Origin of the sequence: Natronolimnobius baerhuensis (assembly GCF_002177135.1) — an archaeon.
Lineage (GTDB): Archaea > Halobacteriota > Halobacteria > Halobacteriales > Natrialbaceae > Natronolimnobius > Natronolimnobius baerhuensis.
On the sequence record NZ_MWPH01000002.1, the window covers coordinates 651,485 to 672,039 of the forward strand.

Genomic DNA, 20,555 nt, shown 5'->3' on the forward strand with positions numbered 1-20,555 from the left:
GCCGACTCCGAGGCTGCGGATGACGGTGAAACCGACGCCGACACCGAGAGTGAGTCGGACGACACTACTGACACAGACACCGACAGTGAGTCCGACAGCGACGAGACAATCACGAGCAGCCTCGAGGGCGAGGCCACGCTCGTTCGTCGAGTCTACTCACAGGAGTTCCCGCCGCAAGTCAGCGTCGAGGGTGGCGTCGCGGACCTGACCTGCACCGAAATCTATGCCGTTTCGATCCCCGAGGGTCGGGACCTGCTCTTGTTGACTGGCGATCATCAGGCCCAGACGAACGAGGGCCATTACCTCTTGACCGATGCCTTCCTCGACATCGCCGAGGAGTTCGGCGCATCGGAGCTGTACGCCCTTGGTGGCGTTCCGACCGGGGAACTCATCGACGAGTACGCCGTTATCGGCGCGGCCACCCACGAGTCGATGCTCGAGCCACTCGAGGCCGCGGGCGTCGAGTTCCGCGAGGACGAACCGGCCGGCGGCATTGTCGGCGTCTCCGGACTCCTCCTTGGCCTCGGCAAACGTCGTGGCTTCGAGGCAGCCTGCCTGATGGGCGAGACCAGCGGCTATCTCGTCGATCCAAAAAGTGCTCGCGCGGTGCTCGAGGTACTCGAGACGGTCCTCGAGATCGAACTGGGTTATGAGCGACTGGACGACCGTGCCGACGAGATGGAAGACGTCATCGGCAAGATCCAGGAGATGGAACAGCAACAACAGCAACAGCAGATGGACGTGCCGACGGACGACGATCTGCGCTATATCGGCTAACGCGGCCAACTTTTCTTCACTCGTATCGACACCGGCCACTGCAGCAATCCAAACGTATTTTTGTCAACTGGTTGTACACCTCAGTATGGCAACAGCACGTGTAATCGATGGCATCGATGGCGTTTGTCACCGGTACGGACCCGGTCGACTGCCTCGAGCGGACGATCCAGCAGTTGGTGCGGGCTATGCCGGTGCAACGGCGGCACTGTTCAGCGCAGTCACGTTCGCCGGGTTGATGCTCCTGATCGATGGGAGGCCGCTCGGTCCGGCGGGTAGTGGTCCGCTTCTGGGTGGTGCGGCACTCGTTTCGCTCCCGCTCGTCGTGCCGACTGCGTTCGTCGCAACCGCTGTGGCTTGGCGGTTCGTTTCGACAGCAATTCCACAGCCCGGTCTGATTGGTGGTCTCCTTGCCGTCCACCTGACGTATCTTCTTGCCTTCGCCGGACTGTTCGGGTTCAGCCTCGCCGCGATACTCACAGGCATCGGCTCCGCATACTATGGCCCGGTCCACGAGTCGTTCCGCTTCGCCGGCGGCTTCACGTACATCGGGTTTCTCTACACTGCGTGGTTCACGGTCCCTATCGGCTGTCTCGGTGGCTACATCTACGAACACGTCGGCGCACCAGCCTGAGCGTGATTAGCCCTCGAGCACTTCGTACGAAACGTCAGCGTCTCGCAGCGCGTCCGTCACACGGCCAACGGCGTCGGTGGTCGCGACGACAGTGATCTCGAGTCCGTGTTCGGCAGCGTCGGCGGCGACTTCGCCGACGGCGAATGTCACTGCCGGCTCGACGTCGGCGTGCCGGCAGGCGACAATGGCTTCGATGCCTGTCGCGACGACGCGGTCGGCAGCGTCACAGGCGTCGGTGACGGTCTCCTCGTCGAGCGCTCGGCTTCCGCCGGTTCGGACGCTCGGAACTTGGACGACAGTCACTGAACCGGGCTCGAGTTCCATGACGCCCTCGAAGCTCGTCACGCCGACGTCGGTGCCGGCGGTTGCGTCGGTGGTCGCGATGCCAGTTGCTGGTCCCGCATCGCCCGGTTCGGCATGGAGCAGGCCATCATCTAAAAAGAGCGAGACGGTATCGCCTTCCGCGATATCGTCAGTCGCGAGTGCAGCGTCCTCGCTCATCGCGCCGAGAACATCACCCGTGACGTGGTCTGCGAACCGGCGGACGTCGTCGGCGGCCCGAAAGAGCCAGTCGACGCCCTCTCGAGTGACGCGATAGCGCGAGCGCCCCTCCTTCTCGACGAGGCCGTCGTCGACCAGTTCGCGGATGTATTCGCTGACAGCTTGACTCGTGACGCCGACTTCCTCGGCGATTTCACCCTGGCTGACCGCGGGCTGGCGCTCGGCGATCTGGACGAGAATCCGGAATCGCGTCGCGGCCCGCTTGTTATCGAGGACGTCGACCATACGTGTCTGTTTCTCGAGTAGGGCAAAAAAGTGCGTGATCGGTGGCGCTCGAGTGGGTGTCGACGGTGACTGTGCGATCAGTCGTCGCTTGCCGGTTCTGCAGGCGCTTGGTCGTGCTCGCTTCCCGGAATGTCTGCGCCCTCGTGTGTGCCAACCGGCGGCAGGTTGACTTCGGCAGCCGGCGAGTTCTCGAGGTTGGTTTCCTCAGTGAGGCGTTCCATCCCGTCACCGTCGCCCTCGCGTGCGTCCTGGTCGATCCGCATCGAGCAGAACTCGACGCCACACATCGAGCAGAAGCGAGCCTCCTTGTAGTTGTCACCGGGCAAGGTCTGGTCGTGGGAATCGCGGGCGCGGTCGGGGTCAAGCGCGAGGCGGAACTGCTCGCGCCAGTCGAAGGCGTAGCGGGCTTCCGAGAGAGCGTCGTCCCAGTCACGTGCGCCGGGGCGTTCGGCACCAACGTCGCCGGCGTGGGCAGCGATCCGGTAGGCGGCGAGGCCGTCGCGAACGTCTTCTTCGTCGGGGAGTCCGAGGTGTTCTTTGGGCGTCACGTAACAGAGCATCGCGGCACCGGCCTGGGCGGCCATCGCCGCGCCGATTGCGCTCGTGATGTGGTCGTAGCCGGGGGCGATATCGGTCACGAGCGGGCCGAGAACGTAGAAGGGGGCGCCGTCACAGACCTCCTGCTGGCGCTCGACGTTCTCGGCGACTTTGTGCATCGGGACGTGGCCCGGCCCTTCGACCATCACCTGCACGTCGTGCTCCCAGGCGCGACGGGTCAACTCTCCCAAAGTGTCGAGTTCGGCGTACTGGGCCTCGTCGCAGGCGTCGGCCAGACAGCCGGGCCGGAGACTGTCCCCGAGGCTGAACGTCACGTCGTGTTCGGCGAAAATCTCGCAGATCTCGTCGTACACCTGAAAGAGGGGATTCTGCTCGCCGTTTTCTTCCATCCACGAGGCCATAATTGACCCGCCTCGAGAGACGATGCCCGTCTTGCGGCCATCGGTCAACGGCAGGTGCTCGGCGAGAATCCCCGCGTGAATCGTCATGTAGTCGACGCCTTGTTCGGCCTGCTTCTCGATGATCTCGAGCAGCAAATCCGTCGTAATCTCTGCGGGACTGTCGGCCTGCTTGACGGCTTCGTACAGCGGGACCGTCCCAATCGGAACCGGCGAGTGCTCGAGGTGTGTCTCTCGAATCTCGTCTAAATCGCTTCCCGTCCCAAGGTCCATCACCGTGTCCGCGCCGTAGTGAACCGCGCTGTGGAGTTTCTCGAGTTCGGTCTCGAGGTCGCTCGTCGTCTCGCTGTTGCCGATGTTGGCGTTGACTTTCGTCGAAAAGTCGCGGCCGATGATCATCGCGTCGAGCGCGTCGTGATTCGTGTTCGCTGGAATGACGGCCTGGCCCTCGGCGACCTGCTCGCGGACAAACTCGGGGTCACGGTTCTCGCGTTTGGCGACGCGTTCCATCTCCTCGGTGACCGTTCCCTCGCGGGCGGCAGCAATCTGAGTGTTCGCCATCGATAACTAGATTGTACTATCGAGTTATAAATAGTTATCTGGTTGGCTCGAGCACCTCGTCGAGAAAACTGTGACCAGTCGACGGGCGGGCCAACGTACGTTGACGAGTCTCGAGGCAGTCCCTGTTGGAACGCTCGATACGGAAGCAATCGATTCACACGACACGAGTCGTACTGACTACAGGCGAGACACCCGTTCAACTGGCGCTGTCTGAATTAGACAGCAACTTGACTTATCAACAAGATACGCGGATCCGCCGCGAAGACGACGGGTCTGAATCCTACGCAGCAATTCCGTGGAGCCAGTCTACAGAACGTTGACAAACTGAGCTTCGACGGCTCATGAGACAACGGTTCGCACGAACCGTATTCAGCCCACTTATGGGCGTGCCACTCCGCTACTCGAGTAGGTGGCCATCAGATGTCCGATCTACCGGAGGACTTCGACTGTACGATCACGAACTGGGACTACATCTACAGCCTGTGCCGGGACGTCAGCGACGACGTTCGTCGCGACGAGTTCGAGCCGGACGTCATCGTCGCGCTGGCTCGCGGGGGCTGGTTCGCGGGGCGGTGTCTCTGTGATTTCCTCGGACTGGACGACCTGACGAGCCTAAAGATGGAACACTACGTCGGGACGGCCGAGAAGGCCGACGAACCACAGGTCCGATACCCAATGCCGGAAGGGAGTGTCGAGGGCAAAGACGTGCTAATCATCGACGATATCGCAGACACCGGCGGCTCGATCAAGCGCGCCTACGAGTATGTCGACGACCGGGATGCGGGCGAGGTTCGAACCGCCACGCTCCAACTGCTCCAGACCAGCGAGTTCGAGCCGGACTACGTTGGCGAGCAACTCGAGGAGTGGACCTGGGTCGTCTACCCGTGGAATTTCATCGAGGATATGATCGACCTCACCGAGAGCGTCATGGAGCAAGCAGACCAAGAGACGTTCTCGCAGGAAGAGATTCGACACTTCCTCGGAGAGTTCCACAGCATCGAGCGCATCGAGATGGAAATCGCCCAGCCGAACCGACTGCCGGAGATTCTCTCGGAGATGGACCGTCGTGACGTCCTCGAGCGCAGCGGTCCCGGCCAGTGGCGACTGCCCGACGACAACTGACCCAGCCTCCGTCCCTCAATTACAGCACTACCTAAATGAGCGGCCGCCACGCGTTAGCCACAATTGTTCCCGCACAGATAGCGACCGCTGCGGTCGTAATCAGCGGACTCAACAATCCCACAACGGCAATCGGAATGACAATCGCATTATAGACGAGTGCCACTCGCAAATTCTGACGGAGTCGGCGGCGTGCTGCACCCGCCAATTGGAACGCCCGGGTGACCCCTGCGAGATCATCCTCGAGAATCGCGAGGTCAGCGGCATCAGTTGCCAGTGCAGTCCCACTGCCAAGCGACAGTCCCAAATCTGCTTCGGCGAGTGCCGGCGCATCGTTTGTTCCGTCGCCGACCATCGCGACCGTTCCCGTCGCTTTGAGCCGCCGGATCGCCGCAGTCTTGCCTCCCGGTGAGATGCCCGCGAAAACGTGCTTAATGTCGGGATGGTCGGCGAAGAACGCAGTTGTGCCGCGTTCGTCTCCAGTCAGGACCACAATGTCGATATCCTGTGCGGCAAGTCCCTCCACAGTTGTTTTCCAGCCTGCTCTAGGTTCGTCCCCGACGACGATCAGCCCCGCCGCGGCTCCGTTGCGACCGACGACGACGGGCAGTCGGCCGGCGTCTCGAGCCTGGCGAACGCGCGCCTCGAGGCCGTCCTCGAGCGTCCAATTTCGCTCCCGAAAGAGCGCGGGATGGCCGACGAGCAGGTGCTCATCGCCAACGACACCGGAGACACCGATTCCGTGACTATCGAACTCCCGAATCGGCTGCTCGAGGCCGCCATCTGTGCGGGTCGCCGTCTCGGTTGCTGCAGACTCGTCGCCGAATTCGGCCACGATGGCTGCGGCCGCGGGATGGGCTGCTCGCTGCTCGAGAGCGGCAACGGCGCGAAGCAGGTCGTCGGGGGCATCGGCCTCGAGAACGCTCATCTCGCCGGTCGTGAGCGTGCCGGTTTTATCGAAGACGACGGTGTCGACCGCGCGGAGTCGTTCGAAGATGGTCTCGTCGAAGACGACAATGCCGTTCGCCATCGCATCCCGAATGGTGGCAGCGACACCGACTGGCGTCGCGAAGCCGAGTGCCCACGGGCTCGTGACGATGACGGTCAGGAGGGCCGCCATCGCGATGCTCACCGGGGGTGCGCCGAGTGCATACTGCCCGATGGCGACGACGGCGACAGTCGCGAGGACGAGCGGTGCGAGTCGCCCGGCGAGTGCATCAGCGCGTCGTGTCACCCCGTGATCGGCACTCTGGAGATTCCAGACGTGCTCCGTGAGGTGGTCGATGTGACTTGCCGTCTCGTCGCCGACCGCAACGACTGCTGCGCCGTCGGTGACGGCCGCTCCACCGACGACCGACTCGCCCGCCGTTTTCGTCACCGGCAGCGATTCACCGGTGACAACCGCCTCGTCGACCGTACACGCACACTCGAGGGCGCCATCGACCGGAATACGTTCGCCTGCGCGGACGAGCAGGCGGTCGCCGGCCTCGAGAGCGGCGATTGGCACGGTTTCTGTCTCTCCGTCGTCAAGCCGCCGCGCCGAATCGACCTGGGAAATCGTGAGGTCTGTGAGGCACTCGAGCGCGCGGCGTTTGGCAATCGCCTCGGCGAAGAGGGCGGCCATGACGAGTGCAGCGACGATGATCGTCAGATCGTAGTAGATGTCGATCCGGCCCTGGACGAAGGCAAGCGTGCCGTACGCGTAGGCGCTGACAATCGTCAGTGCGGCGAGAAGCTGTGTGTTCGGTCGGCGAAGCACCAGGCTGATGTACGCCCCTCGCAGGAGTGGTAGTCCGGTCAGATAGAGGACGATTCCCGTGAGGACGAAGAACATCGGCAGCATGAGGACGCCGTCGAAACTCGCGAACGCGTCGCCGTAGAGCGCCAGGAGCCACCAGTCCGAGAACGCCGAGAGGTAGACCGGGTACAACACGGCGACGTAGGGAACCAGCAGAAAGGTCCCGAAGACGATGCCGGCGATGTAACGCACCTCGAGCATATCGTCACTGCGGCGCTTTCGAATGCCCGATATCTCGCGGTCGCGGCGGGTCCCGCCGGTTGCATCGGCGGGTGTGTGTTGACGGTTTGTGTCCGTTTCCGTTCCCTCACCGGACGCCCCCTCACGAAGATACGCGGTGTAGCCCACCCCGCTCAGTGCCTCCTCGAGTCCCTGTTTCGACTGGGTATCGGGATCGTAGGTGACTTTGACCGTCTCCGTCACGTAACTCGCTTGCGCGTCGACGATACCCGGCCGGTTCGTCGCGACAGTCTCGAGAAACTGCTCACACGTCGCCGAGTGCATGCCATCGATGCGAACGAACGTCTGCTCGAGGTCGTCGTCCGCGTGGGTGTCATGGCTGGTCTGGGTGGACGGATCGGATCGCTCGCCACGGGGTGTGTGGGGTGTCTCAGACTCCCCGAAGTTTGCAGGCCCCTCGAGTGTCGTTGCGATTTCCTGACAGCCATGCGAACAGTACTGGCGGTCGGACGCTGCAGCAGCGTCGAACGCACTGCCAGTTCCCCTGGCTTCAGCTCCGTCAGTACATGACTGCCCACAGAGCGAGCACGATGCGTCCCCCGATGGCTGGTCCACACCGAATGTGTGCGCGCTCGAGTGCAATAACGGTAGACGCCACCCATCAGCGAGCGTGAGCGTGACCCCTACTCAGCCATCGGTTCGGTTTCAGGCGTGCCCTCAAGATCGTCTGGTTCATCGTCATCGTCGACGATAGCGTCCTTCCACGTGCCGCGCGTGAACCACGCGACAGCACCAATTGCGCCGACAACGTCGCCGACGACGACAGCCGTCCAGATACCAATCGTGCCCCAGTCGAAGACGAAGATCAAGATGTAAGCGACTGGCAATCGCGCGAGCCAGAGTCCGAGCACAGCGAAGACGAGTGCAGTCTTCGTGTTCCCGGCACCGCGGAACGCGCCCTGAATCACCTGCATGACGCCCATGAAGACGAACGCAAAGGCGGCGAACTGGAGGAACGTCACGCCGTGGGCAATCGCTGCCTCACGCCCAGCCTCTTCCGTGGTGAGAAACACGGCGACGAACGGCTCCGGGAACAAGAACGCAAGAGTTCCTGCCACGGCCATGAACGCTCCGACGAACGCCGCTCCGAGCCACGTCGCGCGTTCAGCACGCTCAGGTTTGCCAGCGCCGAGGTTCTGCCCGACAATCGAATCCATCGCCTGCCCGATACCCATCGCCGGCAAGAACGCAAGCGAGATCAGCCGGTTCCCCAGCCCGTAGGCCGTGACGACTTCCGGCGGGAACGTGACGACAATCGCCGTCATCGCAACCAGTGCCATCGCCGTCATCGACTGCTCGAGCGAGGTTGGGATGCCAAGTCGCGTAATCTTCTCGACGAACTCGAGACGCGGTTTGAGGTGTTCGGGTCGTATCTCGGGACCGACAGCCGTGTAGTAGAGGAGATAAAAGCCAATCGCCGTCGCGACAGCTCTCGAGAAGACGGTTGCAATCGCTGCGCCGCTGATGCCAAGTTGTGGAACGGGGCCGACGCCGAAGATGAGGATTGGGTCGAGAACGAGGTTGATGATGACGCTGATGAACATGACGCGCATCGGCGCGCGGGTGTCGCCGTAGCCGCGCATGAGCGCGACGAAGACGAAAAAGCCGAAGACGAACGGCAATCCGAGGAAGAAAATCCGCAGATAGTCGGCTGCAAGCGGGATAATCGCCTCTTCGGTCGCTGGATCTGCTGGGAGTACGGCGAGCATCGGATCGGTCATGAAGTAACCAACAATTCCGAGGCCGACTGCAACGAGCGAGATAAACGACAGCGTCTGTCCAGCGATGAGGCCACCCTCACCGCTTTCAGCACCAGTATGTTGAGCGATCAAAATCGCACCCGCAGTCGTGAACCCGCCGCCGAGGGCGATCAGCAAGAACAACAGCGGAAACGCGAGGCTGATCGCTCCCACGGCGTCAGTCGAGAACGCACCGAGCCAGAACGTATCTCCAACGTTGTATGCAACCTGTAAGACCTGGATAACGACGAGGGGCCACGCCAACTGAAACATCGGCCGGACGAGCGAGCCCTCTGTGAGATTGCTCTCGTCCGGTGATGAACCGCCAGACATACCTCTATCCTGAGGCGCGGGGTACTTGACACCTCGTGAGATGTGGTATCGTTACACACCAAAGCCGAGAAACAGCGCCGTGTTTCGCGGACAGAAATTCCAACAAACGATTGAATACCCTGCCCGCCAAATCGACCTGTATGCCGACAGACGGTTCCCCACACCCGACCGACAGCGACCGGCCCTCTTTTCACCGACGGCGATTCGTCCACGCTGGCGTCGCGACTGCACTCGTTGGAGTCGCCGGTTGTCTTTCCGACGACAACACCGGCGCCGACGACTCGAGCGATGACGGCGATGCTACCGAGAGCGACACCGACCCAGCCGATTCGGCCGACGATACCGACGAGTCGACAGCCGACTCGGCCGACAACGGTGACGACGAATCCACCGACGACGCGGCCGACGAGCGCGAGGACGAACTCATCGCCGTCATCAACACCTTTCTCGAGGCCGCAGCCGAGGGCGACATGGACACGCTCGACGAAATCAGCCACAGCCTGAACCCGTTCAACCCAGCCGTATGGGTCGAAGCAGGCTGGGAGTTCCAGGGCGGCGACGGCGAGGAGTTCGACGACGAACTGTTCGATACGGAGGTCGTCACTGACGACGGCACAATCGAGGACATCCTCGAACTCGAGGGTGCAGAGCTCTGGTTCGCCGAGGTCGATCTCGAGGACGAAATCGGCGACGAAGAGATCGCATTGGTCCAACTGTCCGTCGACGATCCGACCGAAAACGACTCGATCTGGGCACTCGTCACTGAAGACGACGAGTGGCGACTCTTCTTCCAGGCCGAAGTCGACGACCCACCCGAAAATCTCGAGGAGGTGTTCGAAGATGAGGTCATCGACGAGGACAACGATGTCGTCGAAACAATCGACTGGGACTACGATCAAGACCAGAACGACGACAACGACTTCTTCGACGATGTCGAGTGGGTGCAAGTCGAGTTCACCGACGACCCCGGTATCGAGGCCGACCGCGTTCGAGTCGAGGCGACGATAGGCGATGGCGAATCAGAAGTGTACGGCGACGACCCCGGCGCATGGTCGAACTCTTGGGTAAACATCTCGCACCACCCCGAGGGCGATCAGATCGAGGTGTTTGCCATCACCGACGGCGAGGAAACGCTCGTCCATCGAGAACACTATCTTCCGGACGACGACACCGACGCGTAATCACAACACATCACCGCAGACCGGCACACCCCAGCCTCAGTCGGCAATCGCTTCGTCCGGCTCCGACTCGAGTGTGACCCGCTGAATCCAGAGGTCCCCAAATAGTTCGTCCTGCTCGAGTTCGAGTCGGCCGCGATGGGCAAGAAAAAGTAAGCCGAGATACGTCATCACGCGCGTCCCACCAACCTCGTCGATTTCGGCGTACAGAACCTCGTCGCGGCCGTTCTCGTAGTGTTCCTCGAGCACCGCGTCGACGTCGTCGATGACGGTCTCGATATCCTCTGAGTGAGTCGTATGCGTTACGTCGTCGCTCGTCGGTTCGTCGTCGACGCGGAACTGATCCTCGGCGTGATAGCTCAGTTCCTGCATCCCCCGGTCGTAGCCACTCGGCGAGTTACTCGTATCGTAACTGCGCGATTCCTTCCACCACGAGCCGCGTTCGGCGCTGCGAAGATCCCGAACCAGTTCATCCAGCGTCTCGGGCTTCCCGCGGGCCTGCTTGCGCTCGAGGCGACGGTCCATCTCCGCCTCGAGGCTCTCGACGGGGTCGAATCCCGGTGGCCCACCGTCGTCGCCGTCCATCGGCTCGACGGGGTCGTCCGCGAAGGGGGCTTCCCACGGCGGCAGTTCCTCCTCTTCGGGTTCGTCCGTCGCGAACAGTTCGTCGCTTTTCATCCGCAAGAGGACGCTCGCGTAAAACAGCGCCCGGCCCGAGGTTCGGAGATCAGCATCGTCTAACGCCTCGAGAAATCGATCCGTCACCTGGACAATGTCGATATCCCAGGGATCAATCTCGCCCTCTTCGGCGAGTTGCACGAGGAGTTCAACGGGTTCGACTTCGTCGTCATCGTCGTCCGTGTCGGACTCCGACTCTGATTCCGAGAACTCGAGGACGGTCCCAGTATCCCCGCTGGAGCCAGCCGAACTCGAGTCCGATCCCGGCGGCTCTCGGTCCTCGTGGCCAGCGATATTCAGCGGAATGTCGTCACCGCCGTCAGTTCGGACAGTGCGATAGAAGTCGGCTCGGTTCTGGGTCTTGCGCGCTCTCGAGTCGTTCCGTCGCGTGTGGTGGTGCGCTTCGCTCGAGCGTTTGGAGTCGCGTAGCGGCTCCCGTTGCTCACGGGTTACTTCGCTCACGGATCGCTCACGCTCTCCGTTCACATCGCTCCCCGTTCGCGTTTCCGAGGAATCCGTCGTCGCCTTCGGCTCCTCGGATCCCTCGTTGCTCGCGGCTTCGCCGCTCGCTTTTGTCGAGGAGGCCGCTGTCGTCTTCGACTCCGCGGCCTCCTCGCTAGTCATCAGCAGGCACCTCTTCACTACTCAAATCGATCCCGGTGACCGCGCTCACGTTGTCCTGTTGCATCGTGACACCGATAGCGCGCTGGGAGCGATCAAGCATCGCTGAACGGTGTGACACCACGACGAACTGGGCCTGCCCTGCGAGTTCTTCGACCATCTCACCGATTCGCTCGGCGTTGACCGCATCGAGGAACGCATCGACCTCATCCAGTGCGTAAAACGGCGCTGGGTTGTGGCGCTGAATCCCGAAAATGAACGCCAGCGCGGTCAGTGACTTCTCCCCGCCGGACATCGCATCGAGGCGCTGAATCGGCTTATCGCCTGGTTGGGCCTTCATCGTCAGCCCGCCGTCAAATGGATCGTCCTCGTTTTCCAAGTGCAACGTCCCGGTCCCCTCCGACAGCTTCTCGAAGATCTCGGTGAAGTGCGACGAAATCTCCTCGTAGGCGTCCATAAACGTCTGTTTCTTCTGGGTTTCGTACTGTTCGATCCGGTCGCGGATCCCCTCGGCTTCCTCGACGAGTGTCGCCTTGCCCTCCTCTAACTCCTCGAGATCCTCGCGAACCTCGTCGTACTCATCGATTGCGAGCATGTTGACCGGCTCCATCGCCTCCATATCCGCAGTGAGCAGGTCGATCATCTCGAGGACGGTCTCGTGATCCGGGACGTCTTCGGGGTCGTAGTCGCCGACTTCAGATTCGAGACCCTCGATCTCCCACTCTAAGTCCTGCGCTCGCTCGCGTTTGGTCTCGAGTTTACTCTCGACGGCGTTGACCCGTTCCTGTTGCTGGTCGCGTTTCGTCCGTGCGTCCTCGAGTTCCTCACGAAGCTCACTCCGGTCCGCTTTGAGTTCGGTGAGTTCGTCCTCGAGTTCTGCGACGGCTTCGCGTTTGTCCTCAAGATCGGCTTCTTTGTCCTCGATAGCCGCCTCACATTCCTCGATGCGGTCTTCATGTTCGGCCGTCTTGTTCTGGGCGTCCTCGATATCGTCGTGGAGGCTGTCGACCGCGTCCTCGGCGTACTCCTTCTCGAGTTCGAGTTCGTTGAGTGTGCCGTCGAGGTCATCGATTTTGTTGTCGCGCTCGTCAATCTCGTGCTGAAGGTCCTCGATCTGTGCCGTCAATTCCGGAATCTTCGAATCCGCGAGTTCGGACTCAAGGTCGTCGATATCGGCTTCGATCTCCTCGATGACGGCGGTTTTCTCGTTGATCTCGCTCGAAATCGTGTTCATCCGGTCGTCGACGGATTCGCGGTCGTCCTCTAACTCCTCGAGTTCGTCCTCGAGTGTCTCGATTTCGTCCTCGATGGAGTCGCGCTTGGTCTCGAGGCTCTCGATCTCGCTTTCGATGGAGCGCACCTCGTCGGCGGCGTCCGTTTTGCGGTCTCGAGCGTCGTCGAGTCGGCCCTCGACATCGCGCAGGTCATCGCGCAGCGACGCGCGTTCGTCCTGTAACTCGGTGATCTGTTTCGCGACGCGCTCGAGTTGGCCCTCGCCGCCGCCGGTAAAGGAATAACGCGAGCCGCCACCGGAGCCGCCGGTCATCGCCCCGCTCTTTTCGACGAGGTCGCCATCGAGGGTGACCATCCGGTAGTCGCCCATGTACGAGCGGGCGGTCTCGATGTCTTCGACGACGAGCGTGTCGCCGAGCACGTACGAGAAGACCTCGTCGTACTGGCTGTCAAAATCGACCAGATTGTACGCGAAGTCGACGACGCCCGGATCGGTCGGCGCATTCGGGAGCCGACGCTTGTGCATGTCCGTCATCGGCAGGAACGTCGCCCGGCCCGCGTTGCGCGATTTAAGGTGGTCGATACACTGTTGTCCGATCACGTCGTCGGAGACGACCACGTTCGCGAGCCGGCCACCCGCTGCCGTCTCACAGGCAACGGCGTACTCGCCCGGAACCGTCCCGAGTTGGGCGACTGCGCCGTGAACGCCGTCGATTCCTGAATTGAGAATCGTCGTCACCGCCCGGCCAAAGGAGGAATCGCCGCTCTCGCCTGCGTTCGCCTCGAGTTCGGCGTACTCCTGTTGTTTTGCCTGAATTTCGTCATCTAACTCGTCGACATCCGACTGGAGCCGGCGCTTCTCGCTTTTGAGGTCGTCGACGACATCCGCGATGCTCGCTTGGTTCTTTTGAGCCTTCTCGAGTTCGCGCTCGAGGTCGCTCTTGTGGTTCTCGAGGTCGGGAATCTCCTCGCGGCGCTGTTCGATGGTCGACTCTTTCTCGCTGATCTCATTTGAACGCCGCCGAGCCTCATCGAGTAGTCGATCCTGCTCGCGCTGGAGGTCGTTCTTTGCTGTTTTGGCCTCCTCTAAGTCGTCTTTCCGATCCGAAAGGTCCGCTTTGAGTTCATCGAACTCAGTGTCGACGGCGTCGATTTCGGCCTCGAGATCCGCTTTTTCGGCCTCGCGTTCTTGAATCTCAGATTTGATTGAGGCCTTCTCGAGTTTGTGCTCGCGCATCTCGTCTGCGAGCTCGTCAATCGTCTCCTGTTTGCGGTCGATCTGGACGAACGCCTCGCGGCGCTTGGATTCGGCCTCGTCGATTGCGTCCTCGCTGGCTTCGATTTTGTCCTCGAGACGGGAGATATCGCCTTTGATCTCCTCAATTTCGCTTTTGATGCGTAGCTGTTCGTCCTCGCCTTTGCGCTCGATTTCGGCGTTTAGGTCCTCGAGGTCCTCCTGTAACCGCACGAGTGTTCCCTGGCGTTCGTCGAGTTCGCGCTGGAGGTCCTCGAGGTCGGTCTCGAGGTCGGAAACGGCGTCTTCGGCCGCAGCGAGTTCCTCGCGTTTTTCCTCGAGTTCGCTGGCTTTCTTGTAGCCCTCGTATTCCTCTTTTTCGTCGCGCAGACGGCGATAGCGCAGTGCAGTTTGGCGCTCGTCCTCGAGTTGACCGAGTCGGTCGCGTTTCTCCTCAATGCGGAGTGTGGCCTCGTCGATCCGTTCTTCGACGATCTCGAGTTCGCCGAATGCGTCTTCTTTTTTCGCATCGAACTCGGCGACGCCTGCGATTTCGTCGATAATTTCACGACGCGCATACGGCGTCATGTTGATGATTTCGGTCACGTCGCCCTGCATGACGACGTTGTAACCTTCCGGCGTGACGCCGGCCTGTGCGAGTAAGTCCTGAATATCGGAGAGGTTGACCGAGCGGTCGTTCAGATAGTAGTAGGAGTAGTAGTTGTCTTCAGTCTGTTTGACGCGACGGCGGATACGAATTTCGTCGACGTCGCCGACGTCCTCGCTACCCGCGGCGTTGATCACCTGAGACCTGTCGAGGGTGCCATCGCTGTTGTCGAGGATGACCTCGACGATTGCTTCACGTGGACCGCCGGAATCGCTGTCGTCCTCGTGACCCGGGTTGTAGATAAGATCTGTCAGCTTCTCCGCGCGAATCCCGCGAGTTCGAGCGAGTCCAAGCGCGAAGAGAATCGAATCGATAATGTTGGACTTTCCAGAACCGTTCGGGCCGGTAACGACCGTGAAATCCTCGTAGAACGGGATCTTTGTCTTCCGACCGAAGCTCTTGAAATTGTCCAGAACGACTGCCTTAATATACATTCTCTTCTCGAGACCTCCGTTCTACGGCCGGGCTGGGGGAGAGAGATCGATACCCCGCAGTGGTCCAGCCGCGCAGTTATGCGACAATGATGTCGTCGCTACCTGAGTCTTCCGCTTCGTCACCAGTTGCGTCCTCCTCAGCGTCGGCGGCTGCTTTGGCTACGTCGTCGGGCGCGGCTTCCGGCGTCTCCGCAGTGGCCTCTTCGTCTGCCTGCTCACCAGCGTCGACCGTCTCCTCTTGGCGACGGCGCTCGGGCACTCGAGTAGGCGTCTCGGCATCCAGTTCTGCCTCGAGAACGCGGATGCGCTCTTTTGCCTCGATAAGCTCGTCAGTGAGACCCTCTACCGTCGACTCGAGTTCCGCGACCGTCGATTCGAGCTGCTCGACGCGATTGTTCGACATACACGCTAGCCCAGTATCCGGAACCATAAACGTACGTCAGACAATGGTATTGTTCCTGTCATTCGGAGAGTGGGTACAGCCGCGAACAATTGGCCGAAGAGACAAGCGAGCGCTGTCGGCCCTGTTCTCGTCCGCACACAGTCGACCTGTCGTTTGATGGTTGTGGATGAGGAACACACGGAAGACCATGCCAGCCCACAGCGACACCGGCCTCGAGGCTGTCGACGAGGTCGTCCACGAACCCGACCGCGAGTTCGTCGAGTCGGCGAACGTCGCCGACTTCATGCAAAAATACGACATCGACGACTACGACGAGTTAATCGAGCGAACGACGGGCGAGGTGGACGGCCTCGAGGCGTCGGGTGTCGACTGGTTCTGGGACGCCGTCGTCGACTATCTCGAGATTGACTTTTACGAGGCGTACGACGAGGCCCGGGACGACAGTGACGGCCCGCAGTTTACGGACTGGTATCCCGGCGGCGAACTCAACGTCGCACATAACGTCTGCGACCGCCACGCTGCCCTCGAGTCGGAACGCCGGAACGCGGTCGCGACCATCTGGGAGGGCGAAGACGGCGACGTTCGAGAGATGACCTATCACGACCTCCACCGGCAGGCGAATCAGGTCGCGAACGCACTCGAGGAGCGAGGGATCGAGACGGGCGACACCGTTGGCCTCTACATGCCAATGGTGCCGGAAGTCGTCTCGATTCTCTACGGCTGTTTCAAAGTCGGCGCAATTGCGGTGCCGATCTTCTCAGGGTTTGGCGTCGACGCGGTCGCGACGCGACTTGCAGACGCCGAGTGCTCGGTTCTCTTTACAGGTGATGGCTTCTACCGGCGTGGCGATCCCGTCTTTCTCAAGTCGACAGCGGACGAGGCAATCGCGCAGGCAGGGGACGTCGAGCACACGGTTGTCTTCGACCGACTTGGTAGCGAGGCACGACGTGCCTCGGATCGCGAACGGGGAGGAACGACCCGTGAGCACAGCGAACACGAAATCCCCTGGAGCGACGGCCGCGACGAGTGGTGGGCCGACGCCGTCGAAACCGCCGACATCGACTACGAGACGAAATCGCTCCCCTCGAGTCAGGAGTCCATGCTGCTCTATTCGTCGGGCACCACGGGCAAACCGAAAGGAATCGTCCACACGCACGCTGGCGTGCAGGTCCAGTGTGCGAAGGAGGTCTATTTTGGGATGGATCTCAAACCCGCGGATCGGTTCTTCTGGCTTTCTGATATCGGCTGGATGATGGGGCCGTGGATGCTGATCGGGACGCACACCGTCGGCGGCACCGTCTTCATGTACGAGGGCGCGCCGGACTACCCAGAACCGGACCGCCTCTGGGCGATGATCGACCGGCACAAACTCACGCAGTTCGGCATCTCCCCAACCGCGATTCGGGCGCTCAGAAAGCACGGCGAGCGTCAAACGACGTCTGACGAGCCATCCGGCTCCGACGGAGTCGGAGAAGATCAGTGGCTCGAGGGTCACGACCTCAGCTCACTCCGCATCCTCGGCTCGACCGGCGAGCCCTGGGACCCCGAATCCTGGTGCTGGTTCTACGAGCACGTCGGCGGCGGCGAGTGCCCGATCATCAACATCTCCGGCGGCACGGAGATCTGTGGCTGTTTTCTGATGCCGATGCCCATTCAGTCACTGAAACCCTGTACGCTCGGCGGGCCGGGACTCGGCATGGACATCGACATCGTCGACGCCGCGGGGGAGTCCGTCGAAGACGACCACGAGCGCGGCTTTCTGGTCGCTCGAGATTCCTGCCCCTCGATGACCAAGAGCCTGTGGTCGGGCGACGAGCGCTATCTCGAGGAGTACTGGTCGACCTGGGACGGGCTGTGGGACCACGGTGACTGGGCGCAGAAAGACGAGGATGGCTTCTGGTTCCTCCACGGCCGCGCCGACGACGCGCTGAACGTCGCCGGACGCAAAGTCGGCCCCGCAGAGGTCGAAGGGGCACTCATCGACCACGACGCGGTCAATCAGGCCGCTGCCATCGGCGCACCGGACGAGACGACCGGTACCGCAGTCGTCGCATACGTCATTCTCGAGGACGAGCGCGCGGAATCCGACGACTTGCGAGCCGAATTGCGCGAGCAGGTCGGCGCAGAGTTAGGCAAGCCGTTCCGCCCACGCGAGATCCTGTTCGTCGATGCGTTCCCGAAAACACAGTCCGGGAAGATAGTCCGTCGCGCACTCGAGGCCACGTACACGGGCGAGGCCCTCGGCGATGTGAGCAGTATCGAAAATCCGGACGTGCTCGACAAACTCGAGGACGCGCGATAAGACACTCGTGTCTCTGCTCGAGAGTCTGGATGCGAGATGACGCCGAACGCAGCGATGGATCGCCGCTCTCATGGCGACCAGAGGCCCACCTCGAGATCGAGGAGCGTTACGACGATCACGTGCGGGAGCGTCAGGACCGCGATGCCGACGAGGTAGATCCCCATCACGTCCGCGAGCGTCGCTGGCGTCGCCGGAATCGAGAATCCGAGCGCGACGAAGACGAGCACTGCGCCAGCGGTTAACGGCGCAGCATCCCTCGCGAACCGGCCAAACGCGACCGGCAGATCCCGCCGTGCTACCGCTCCCCGTGCGTGGTCGTCAAGCAGCATCGCCCGGACCACATGCCTGAGCGAGTGCCACAGCGCGAAGTAGCAACCGATTGCGAGAAGCGGTGGCACGACGGCGAAATACGCGAGCAGGGCGAGCGTCTCGACCGCGTCGATCACCCACGGGCCGCGGTCGTCTGCGACGAGAAACCCGTTCGCGAGCGTAAAGACAACCAAAGTACCAAATCCGACGGCGACGGCGAGACGCGTCGTCGTCGCAAAAATCGGGTCCAGTGCCGCCGCGGCTGCGGGATCGAACAAGTCAATCAGCGCGCTGGCAACGAACGCGTACTCCGCGGGAAACGCGATTAGTGGGACCAACATTGGGAGACCACCCCGGACGAGTGCGGTCAGGATGCGCATGGATCGCGTCTCGAGGTGGGAAGCACTCGCGAGTTCGACTAACGTGTAGACATCACCCTGTCCCCAGTGAGCGAGCGTGATACCGATGAAGATCGTGAACGCGACGGCCGGAGCGAGAAACCAAACCGCGGCGTACAACGATCCGACGACGAGGTAGAGAACGCCAACGAACGCCAGGTCACCGCGGGTAACCCGCTCGCCCCGGGCGCGGGGGAGGACGAGGTGGTCGACGGCACCGTGGGGGACTCCGAGAATGAGGATGCTCGCTGCCAGCGGGAGCAACTGGAGTGATCGCGGCAGGGATCCGGTGAGGGCGGTGACAGCTACGCCACCGCCGATGGCGAGCGCTCCACCGACAACGGTAATCCTCGCTGCGAGCGCTTGCGAGCCAGTTGGCTCGGTCGGAGTGCCGGATCGAACGCCAGTCGACTCGTCAGCCATCAGTTGAGTGAGCGATGAATCGGTTTAGGAGACGACGCACCGTCGGCACTGCAGCGAGTTCGCCACGTCGGTCGAGCACCCAAACATACAGGACGAGCCCTTGCACGACGAACACGTTCGCCACGAGGAAAAACAGCGCTTCCTCGAGCGGGAGGCCGGCGAGTCCGATCCCGATTGTGTGCGCGTCAGAGATCATCCAGATTCCGAGCGAGATGGCGATCCAGTCGGCGACCCACAGGTAGAGAGTCGGGATGCCAACCGCGAGCAGTACCTGCCGGCGCTCCCGGAGGAGATAGGTGAGACCAAACCCCCACTGAATCGCGAGAATCGGGCCAGCCCAGAAGAGGATTGAGCCGAGGTAGAACGTCGCCGTCGTTCCCAGCAGCACCCACCCGGCGGCGCAGATCCCTAGCCCGGCCAGCACGCCGGCGATCCGATGGCTCGCGGGAAGCCGAAGTGACATATCGGAGACCTCCAGAAACTGGAACAGCCAGCACGCCGTCAGCGTTGTCTGGAGGATGAAAAAGAGGTACTCCTCGAGCGGCGTGTGCCAGATCGTCGCGAGAACGGCCCCCTCGCCGTACCACCAGACGCCTTCGGGGACCATGGCGTTCGTCCAGGGGGTGGTGTAGGCGACTGCAAGGAAGACGAGAATAACAAGCCCGGAGGCTGCCCCGCGGTCCCACCGCGCCCGGTTGCGCCGAATTGCTAGCCAGCCGAGGACGAGGATCGGCGGTATGGTGAACACGAGGTGAAACTGCAGGTACGTCAACAGGGGCGTCATCGTCGGAAACTGATGGTAGAACTGGTAACAGAACACTCCCACACGAGTACAAGGTCACAGTCCCTATCAGTCATCGGCGGGGACACCAACGCCCCTCAGCGTGGAGCCGTAGTCGGCGTCGGCGGTGATCGTGTCGGGTTCGTTGACGGCGTACAGCACGATCAGCACGGTGACGATGTACTTCGTGATGATGTCCAACACGCTGTAGCCCCAGGAGGTCATCCAGACCTCGAGTAGGGCAAAGCCCTCGACGCCGAGCGCCCAGAGGACTGGGTAGCCGAACCAGCCGACGACGGTGAGTATCTTCAGCGTGTTAAACAGGTCCGCGGTCCCGGTCCGTTCAGATTCGCGGCTCCAGTCAACCATGATGACGTAGACGATCACCAGGAAGAAACTCGTACTGAGCACGAACCACCACCAGCGCATGAGGTACGAGGACGTGGTCAGTGCCGCAGCGAGGCCGGTGACACACATCGCGATTGTCATCGCGACCGTCGTCGTGATCTTCGTCAAATTCGAGCCAGCGATCATTCCGAGGACAATCAGGATGAACGGCGTCGAGAACGCCCAAGTGAGGTACCGACCCCACATCGTGAGTACTTCATCGCCCGCGAGAGGATGCCCGGTGGGCATCTCGACGAAACTCAACGTCAGCCCCGACATGAGGCCCGTGTAACTCGAGATCGAGACCACCGAGATCAGCATCGTTGCAACGATAATCAGTTTCGCGCGTGGGTCAGTAACCCCCCGGGCCATCGCGACAATAAAAAGAATCGTCAGGCCCGCAAGGGCGATATTCGACACAAACGAGAGCGTGAGTAGCGTATCGTCAAGCACGAACTCGAAGATCTCTCGCTGGGTTTCGGGTGTCTGCATCAAACTGTCCTGTCCGGTCGCTGCCAGTAAACTGATCGTATTCATGAGTTCGTTGTCAGATTGGGGACCCAACCG

The 20,555-nt window shown here is 61.6% G+C and carries 14 protein-coding genes and 1 pseudogene; 5 read left to right on the top strand and 10 right to left on the bottom strand.

The features are described from left to right. Positions 1-120: 120 nt before the first annotated feature. Together B2G88_RS09575 and B2G88_RS09580 are read left to right on the top strand one after the other, a co-directional pair. A pseudogene (locus B2G88_RS09575) lies at positions 121-777 on the top strand (proteasome assembly chaperone family protein); the annotation flags it as partial. An 85-nt stretch (positions 778-862) separates the two neighbouring features. Next, positions 863-1,408, top strand: a complete 546-nt coding sequence (locus B2G88_RS09580) for a hypothetical protein (protein WP_054862321.1) — start codon at positions 863-865, stop codon at positions 1,406-1,408. Positions 1,409-1,414: 6 nt separating this feature from the next. Here the strand turns inward: B2G88_RS09580 and B2G88_RS09585 are convergent, their stop codons facing one another. Together B2G88_RS09585 and thiC are read right to left on the bottom strand one after the other, a co-directional pair. Then, a complete protein-coding gene (locus B2G88_RS09585; RefSeq protein WP_087714638.1) occupies positions 1,415-2,194 on the bottom strand; it encodes a DUF7839 domain-containing protein in 780 nt (259 codons plus the stop codon). Positions 2,195-2,271: 77 nt separating this feature from the next. After that, on the bottom strand, positions 2,272-3,711 hold the full coding sequence (gene thiC, locus B2G88_RS09590; protein ID WP_087714639.1) for a phosphomethylpyrimidine synthase ThiC: 1,440 nt from the start codon (positions 3,709-3,711) through the stop codon (positions 2,272-2,274). 420 nt (positions 3,712-4,131) lie between these two features. Between thiC and B2G88_RS09595 the strand changes: the two genes are divergently transcribed. Beyond that, positions 4,132-4,833 carry a phosphoribosyltransferase gene (locus tag B2G88_RS09595; RefSeq protein ID WP_054863141.1) on the top strand — a complete coding sequence of 234 codons (702 nt, stop codon included), beginning with the start codon at positions 4,132-4,134 and terminating at the stop codon, positions 4,831-4,833. Between the two features lie 31 nt (positions 4,834-4,864). Here the strand turns inward: B2G88_RS09595 and B2G88_RS09600 are convergent, their stop codons facing one another. Together B2G88_RS09600 and B2G88_RS09605 are read right to left on the bottom strand one after the other, a co-directional pair. Continuing rightward, positions 4,865-7,423 carry a heavy metal translocating P-type ATPase gene (locus tag B2G88_RS09600; RefSeq protein WP_176393208.1) on the bottom strand — a complete coding sequence of 853 codons (2,559 nt, stop codon included), beginning with the start codon at positions 7,421-7,423 and terminating at the stop codon, positions 4,865-4,867. A gap of 68 nt (positions 7,424-7,491) precedes the next feature. Next, positions 7,492-8,940, bottom strand: coding sequence for an MATE family efflux transporter (locus tag B2G88_RS09605; protein ID WP_087714640.1), 1,449 nt, complete (start codon positions 8,938-8,940; stop codon positions 7,492-7,494). Between the two features lie 140 nt (positions 8,941-9,080). Between B2G88_RS09605 and B2G88_RS09610 the strand changes: the two genes are divergently transcribed. Beyond that, on the top strand, positions 9,081-10,121 hold the full coding sequence (locus B2G88_RS09610) for a hypothetical protein (RefSeq protein ID WP_087714641.1): 1,041 nt from the start codon (positions 9,081-9,083) through the stop codon (positions 10,119-10,121). 36 nt (positions 10,122-10,157) lie between these two features. On the opposite strand, the gene B2G88_RS09615 is transcribed toward B2G88_RS09610, so the two are convergent. The 3 genes from B2G88_RS09615 to B2G88_RS09625 form a co-directional block, all read right to left on the bottom strand. Then, entirely contained in the window at positions 10,158-11,420 is a 1,263-nt protein-coding gene (locus tag B2G88_RS09615) for a segregation and condensation protein A (RefSeq protein ID WP_087714642.1), read from the bottom strand. After that, positions 11,413-14,985 carry a chromosome segregation protein SMC gene (gene smc / locus B2G88_RS09620; RefSeq protein WP_087714643.1) on the bottom strand — a complete coding sequence of 1,191 codons (3,573 nt, stop codon included), beginning with the start codon at positions 14,983-14,985 and terminating at the stop codon, positions 11,413-11,415. Before smc ends, B2G88_RS09615 begins: the two co-directional genes overlap by 8 nt. A gap of 76 nt (positions 14,986-15,061) precedes the next feature. Next, positions 15,062-15,388, bottom strand: a complete 327-nt coding sequence (locus B2G88_RS09625; RefSeq protein ID WP_054863144.1) for a DUF7518 family protein — start codon at positions 15,386-15,388, stop codon at positions 15,062-15,064. A gap of 187 nt (positions 15,389-15,575) precedes the next feature. Between B2G88_RS09625 and B2G88_RS09630 the strand changes: the two genes are divergently transcribed. Next, entirely contained in the window at positions 15,576-17,690 is a 2,115-nt protein-coding gene (locus tag B2G88_RS09630) for an AMP-binding protein (RefSeq protein WP_087714644.1), read from the top strand. 68 nt (positions 17,691-17,758) lie between these two features. Here the strand turns inward: B2G88_RS09630 and B2G88_RS09635 are convergent, their stop codons facing one another. The 3 genes from B2G88_RS09635 to B2G88_RS09645 form a co-directional block, all read right to left on the bottom strand. Then, positions 17,759-18,820 carry a Brp/Blh family beta-carotene 15,15'-dioxygenase gene (locus B2G88_RS09635; RefSeq protein ID WP_054863145.1) on the bottom strand — a complete coding sequence of 354 codons (1,062 nt, stop codon included), beginning with the start codon at positions 18,818-18,820 and terminating at the stop codon, positions 17,759-17,761. Then, positions 18,813-19,604 carry a lycopene cyclase domain-containing protein gene (locus B2G88_RS09640; RefSeq protein WP_087714950.1) on the bottom strand — a complete coding sequence of 264 codons (792 nt, stop codon included), beginning with the start codon at positions 19,602-19,604 and terminating at the stop codon, positions 18,813-18,815. The genes B2G88_RS09635 and B2G88_RS09640 overlap by 8 nt, the downstream gene beginning before the upstream one ends. A 66-nt stretch (positions 19,605-19,670) precedes the next feature. Beyond that, the gene (locus tag B2G88_RS09645; protein WP_394335711.1) at positions 19,671-20,480 is read right to left on the bottom strand and encodes a bacteriorhodopsin; all 810 of its coding nucleotides are present in this window, start codon (positions 20,478-20,480) and stop codon (positions 19,671-19,673) included. Between the last annotated feature and the right edge of the window lie 75 nt (positions 20,481-20,555).

Bases quoted from the DNA above. Each gene is read 5' to 3' on its own strand.
- thiC (WP_087714639.1), bottom strand. From the start codon at position 3,711: ATGGCGAACACTCAGATTGCTGCCGCCCGCGAGGGAACGGTCACCGAG.
- smc (WP_087714643.1), bottom strand. From the start codon at position 14,985: ATGTATATTAAGGCAGTCGTTCTGGACAATTTCAAGAGCTTCGGTCGG.
- B2G88_RS09615 (WP_087714642.1), bottom strand. From the start codon at position 11,420: ATGACTAGCGAGGAGGCCGCGGAGTCGAAGACGACAGCGGCCTCCTCG.
- B2G88_RS09580 (WP_054862321.1), top strand. From the start codon at position 863: ATGGCAACAGCACGTGTAATCGATGGCATCGATGGCGTTTGTCACCGG.
- B2G88_RS09595 (WP_054863141.1), top strand. From the start codon at position 4,132: ATGTCCGATCTACCGGAGGACTTCGACTGTACGATCACGAACTGGGAC.
- B2G88_RS09585 (WP_087714638.1), bottom strand. From the start codon at position 2,194: ATGGTCGACGTCCTCGATAACAAGCGGGCCGCGACGCGATTCCGGATT.
- B2G88_RS09645 (WP_394335711.1), bottom strand. From the start codon at position 20,480: ATGCAGACACCCGAAACCCAGCGAGAGATCTTCGAGTTCGTGCTTGAC.
- B2G88_RS09635 (WP_054863145.1), bottom strand. From the start codon at position 18,820: ATGGCTGACGAGTCGACTGGCGTTCGATCCGGCACTCCGACCGAGCCA.
- B2G88_RS09625 (WP_054863144.1), bottom strand. From the start codon at position 15,388: ATGTCGAACAATCGCGTCGAGCAGCTCGAATCGACGGTCGCGGAACTC.
- B2G88_RS09630 (WP_087714644.1), top strand. From the start codon at position 15,576: ATGCCAGCCCACAGCGACACCGGCCTCGAGGCTGTCGACGAGGTCGTC.
- B2G88_RS09610 (WP_087714641.1), top strand. From the start codon at position 9,081: ATGCCGACAGACGGTTCCCCACACCCGACCGACAGCGACCGGCCCTCT.
- B2G88_RS09605 (WP_087714640.1), bottom strand. From the start codon at position 8,940: ATGTCTGGCGGTTCATCACCGGACGAGAGCAATCTCACAGAGGGCTCG.
- B2G88_RS09640 (WP_087714950.1), bottom strand. From the start codon at position 19,604: ATGACGCCCCTGTTGACGTACCTGCAGTTTCACCTCGTGTTCACCATA.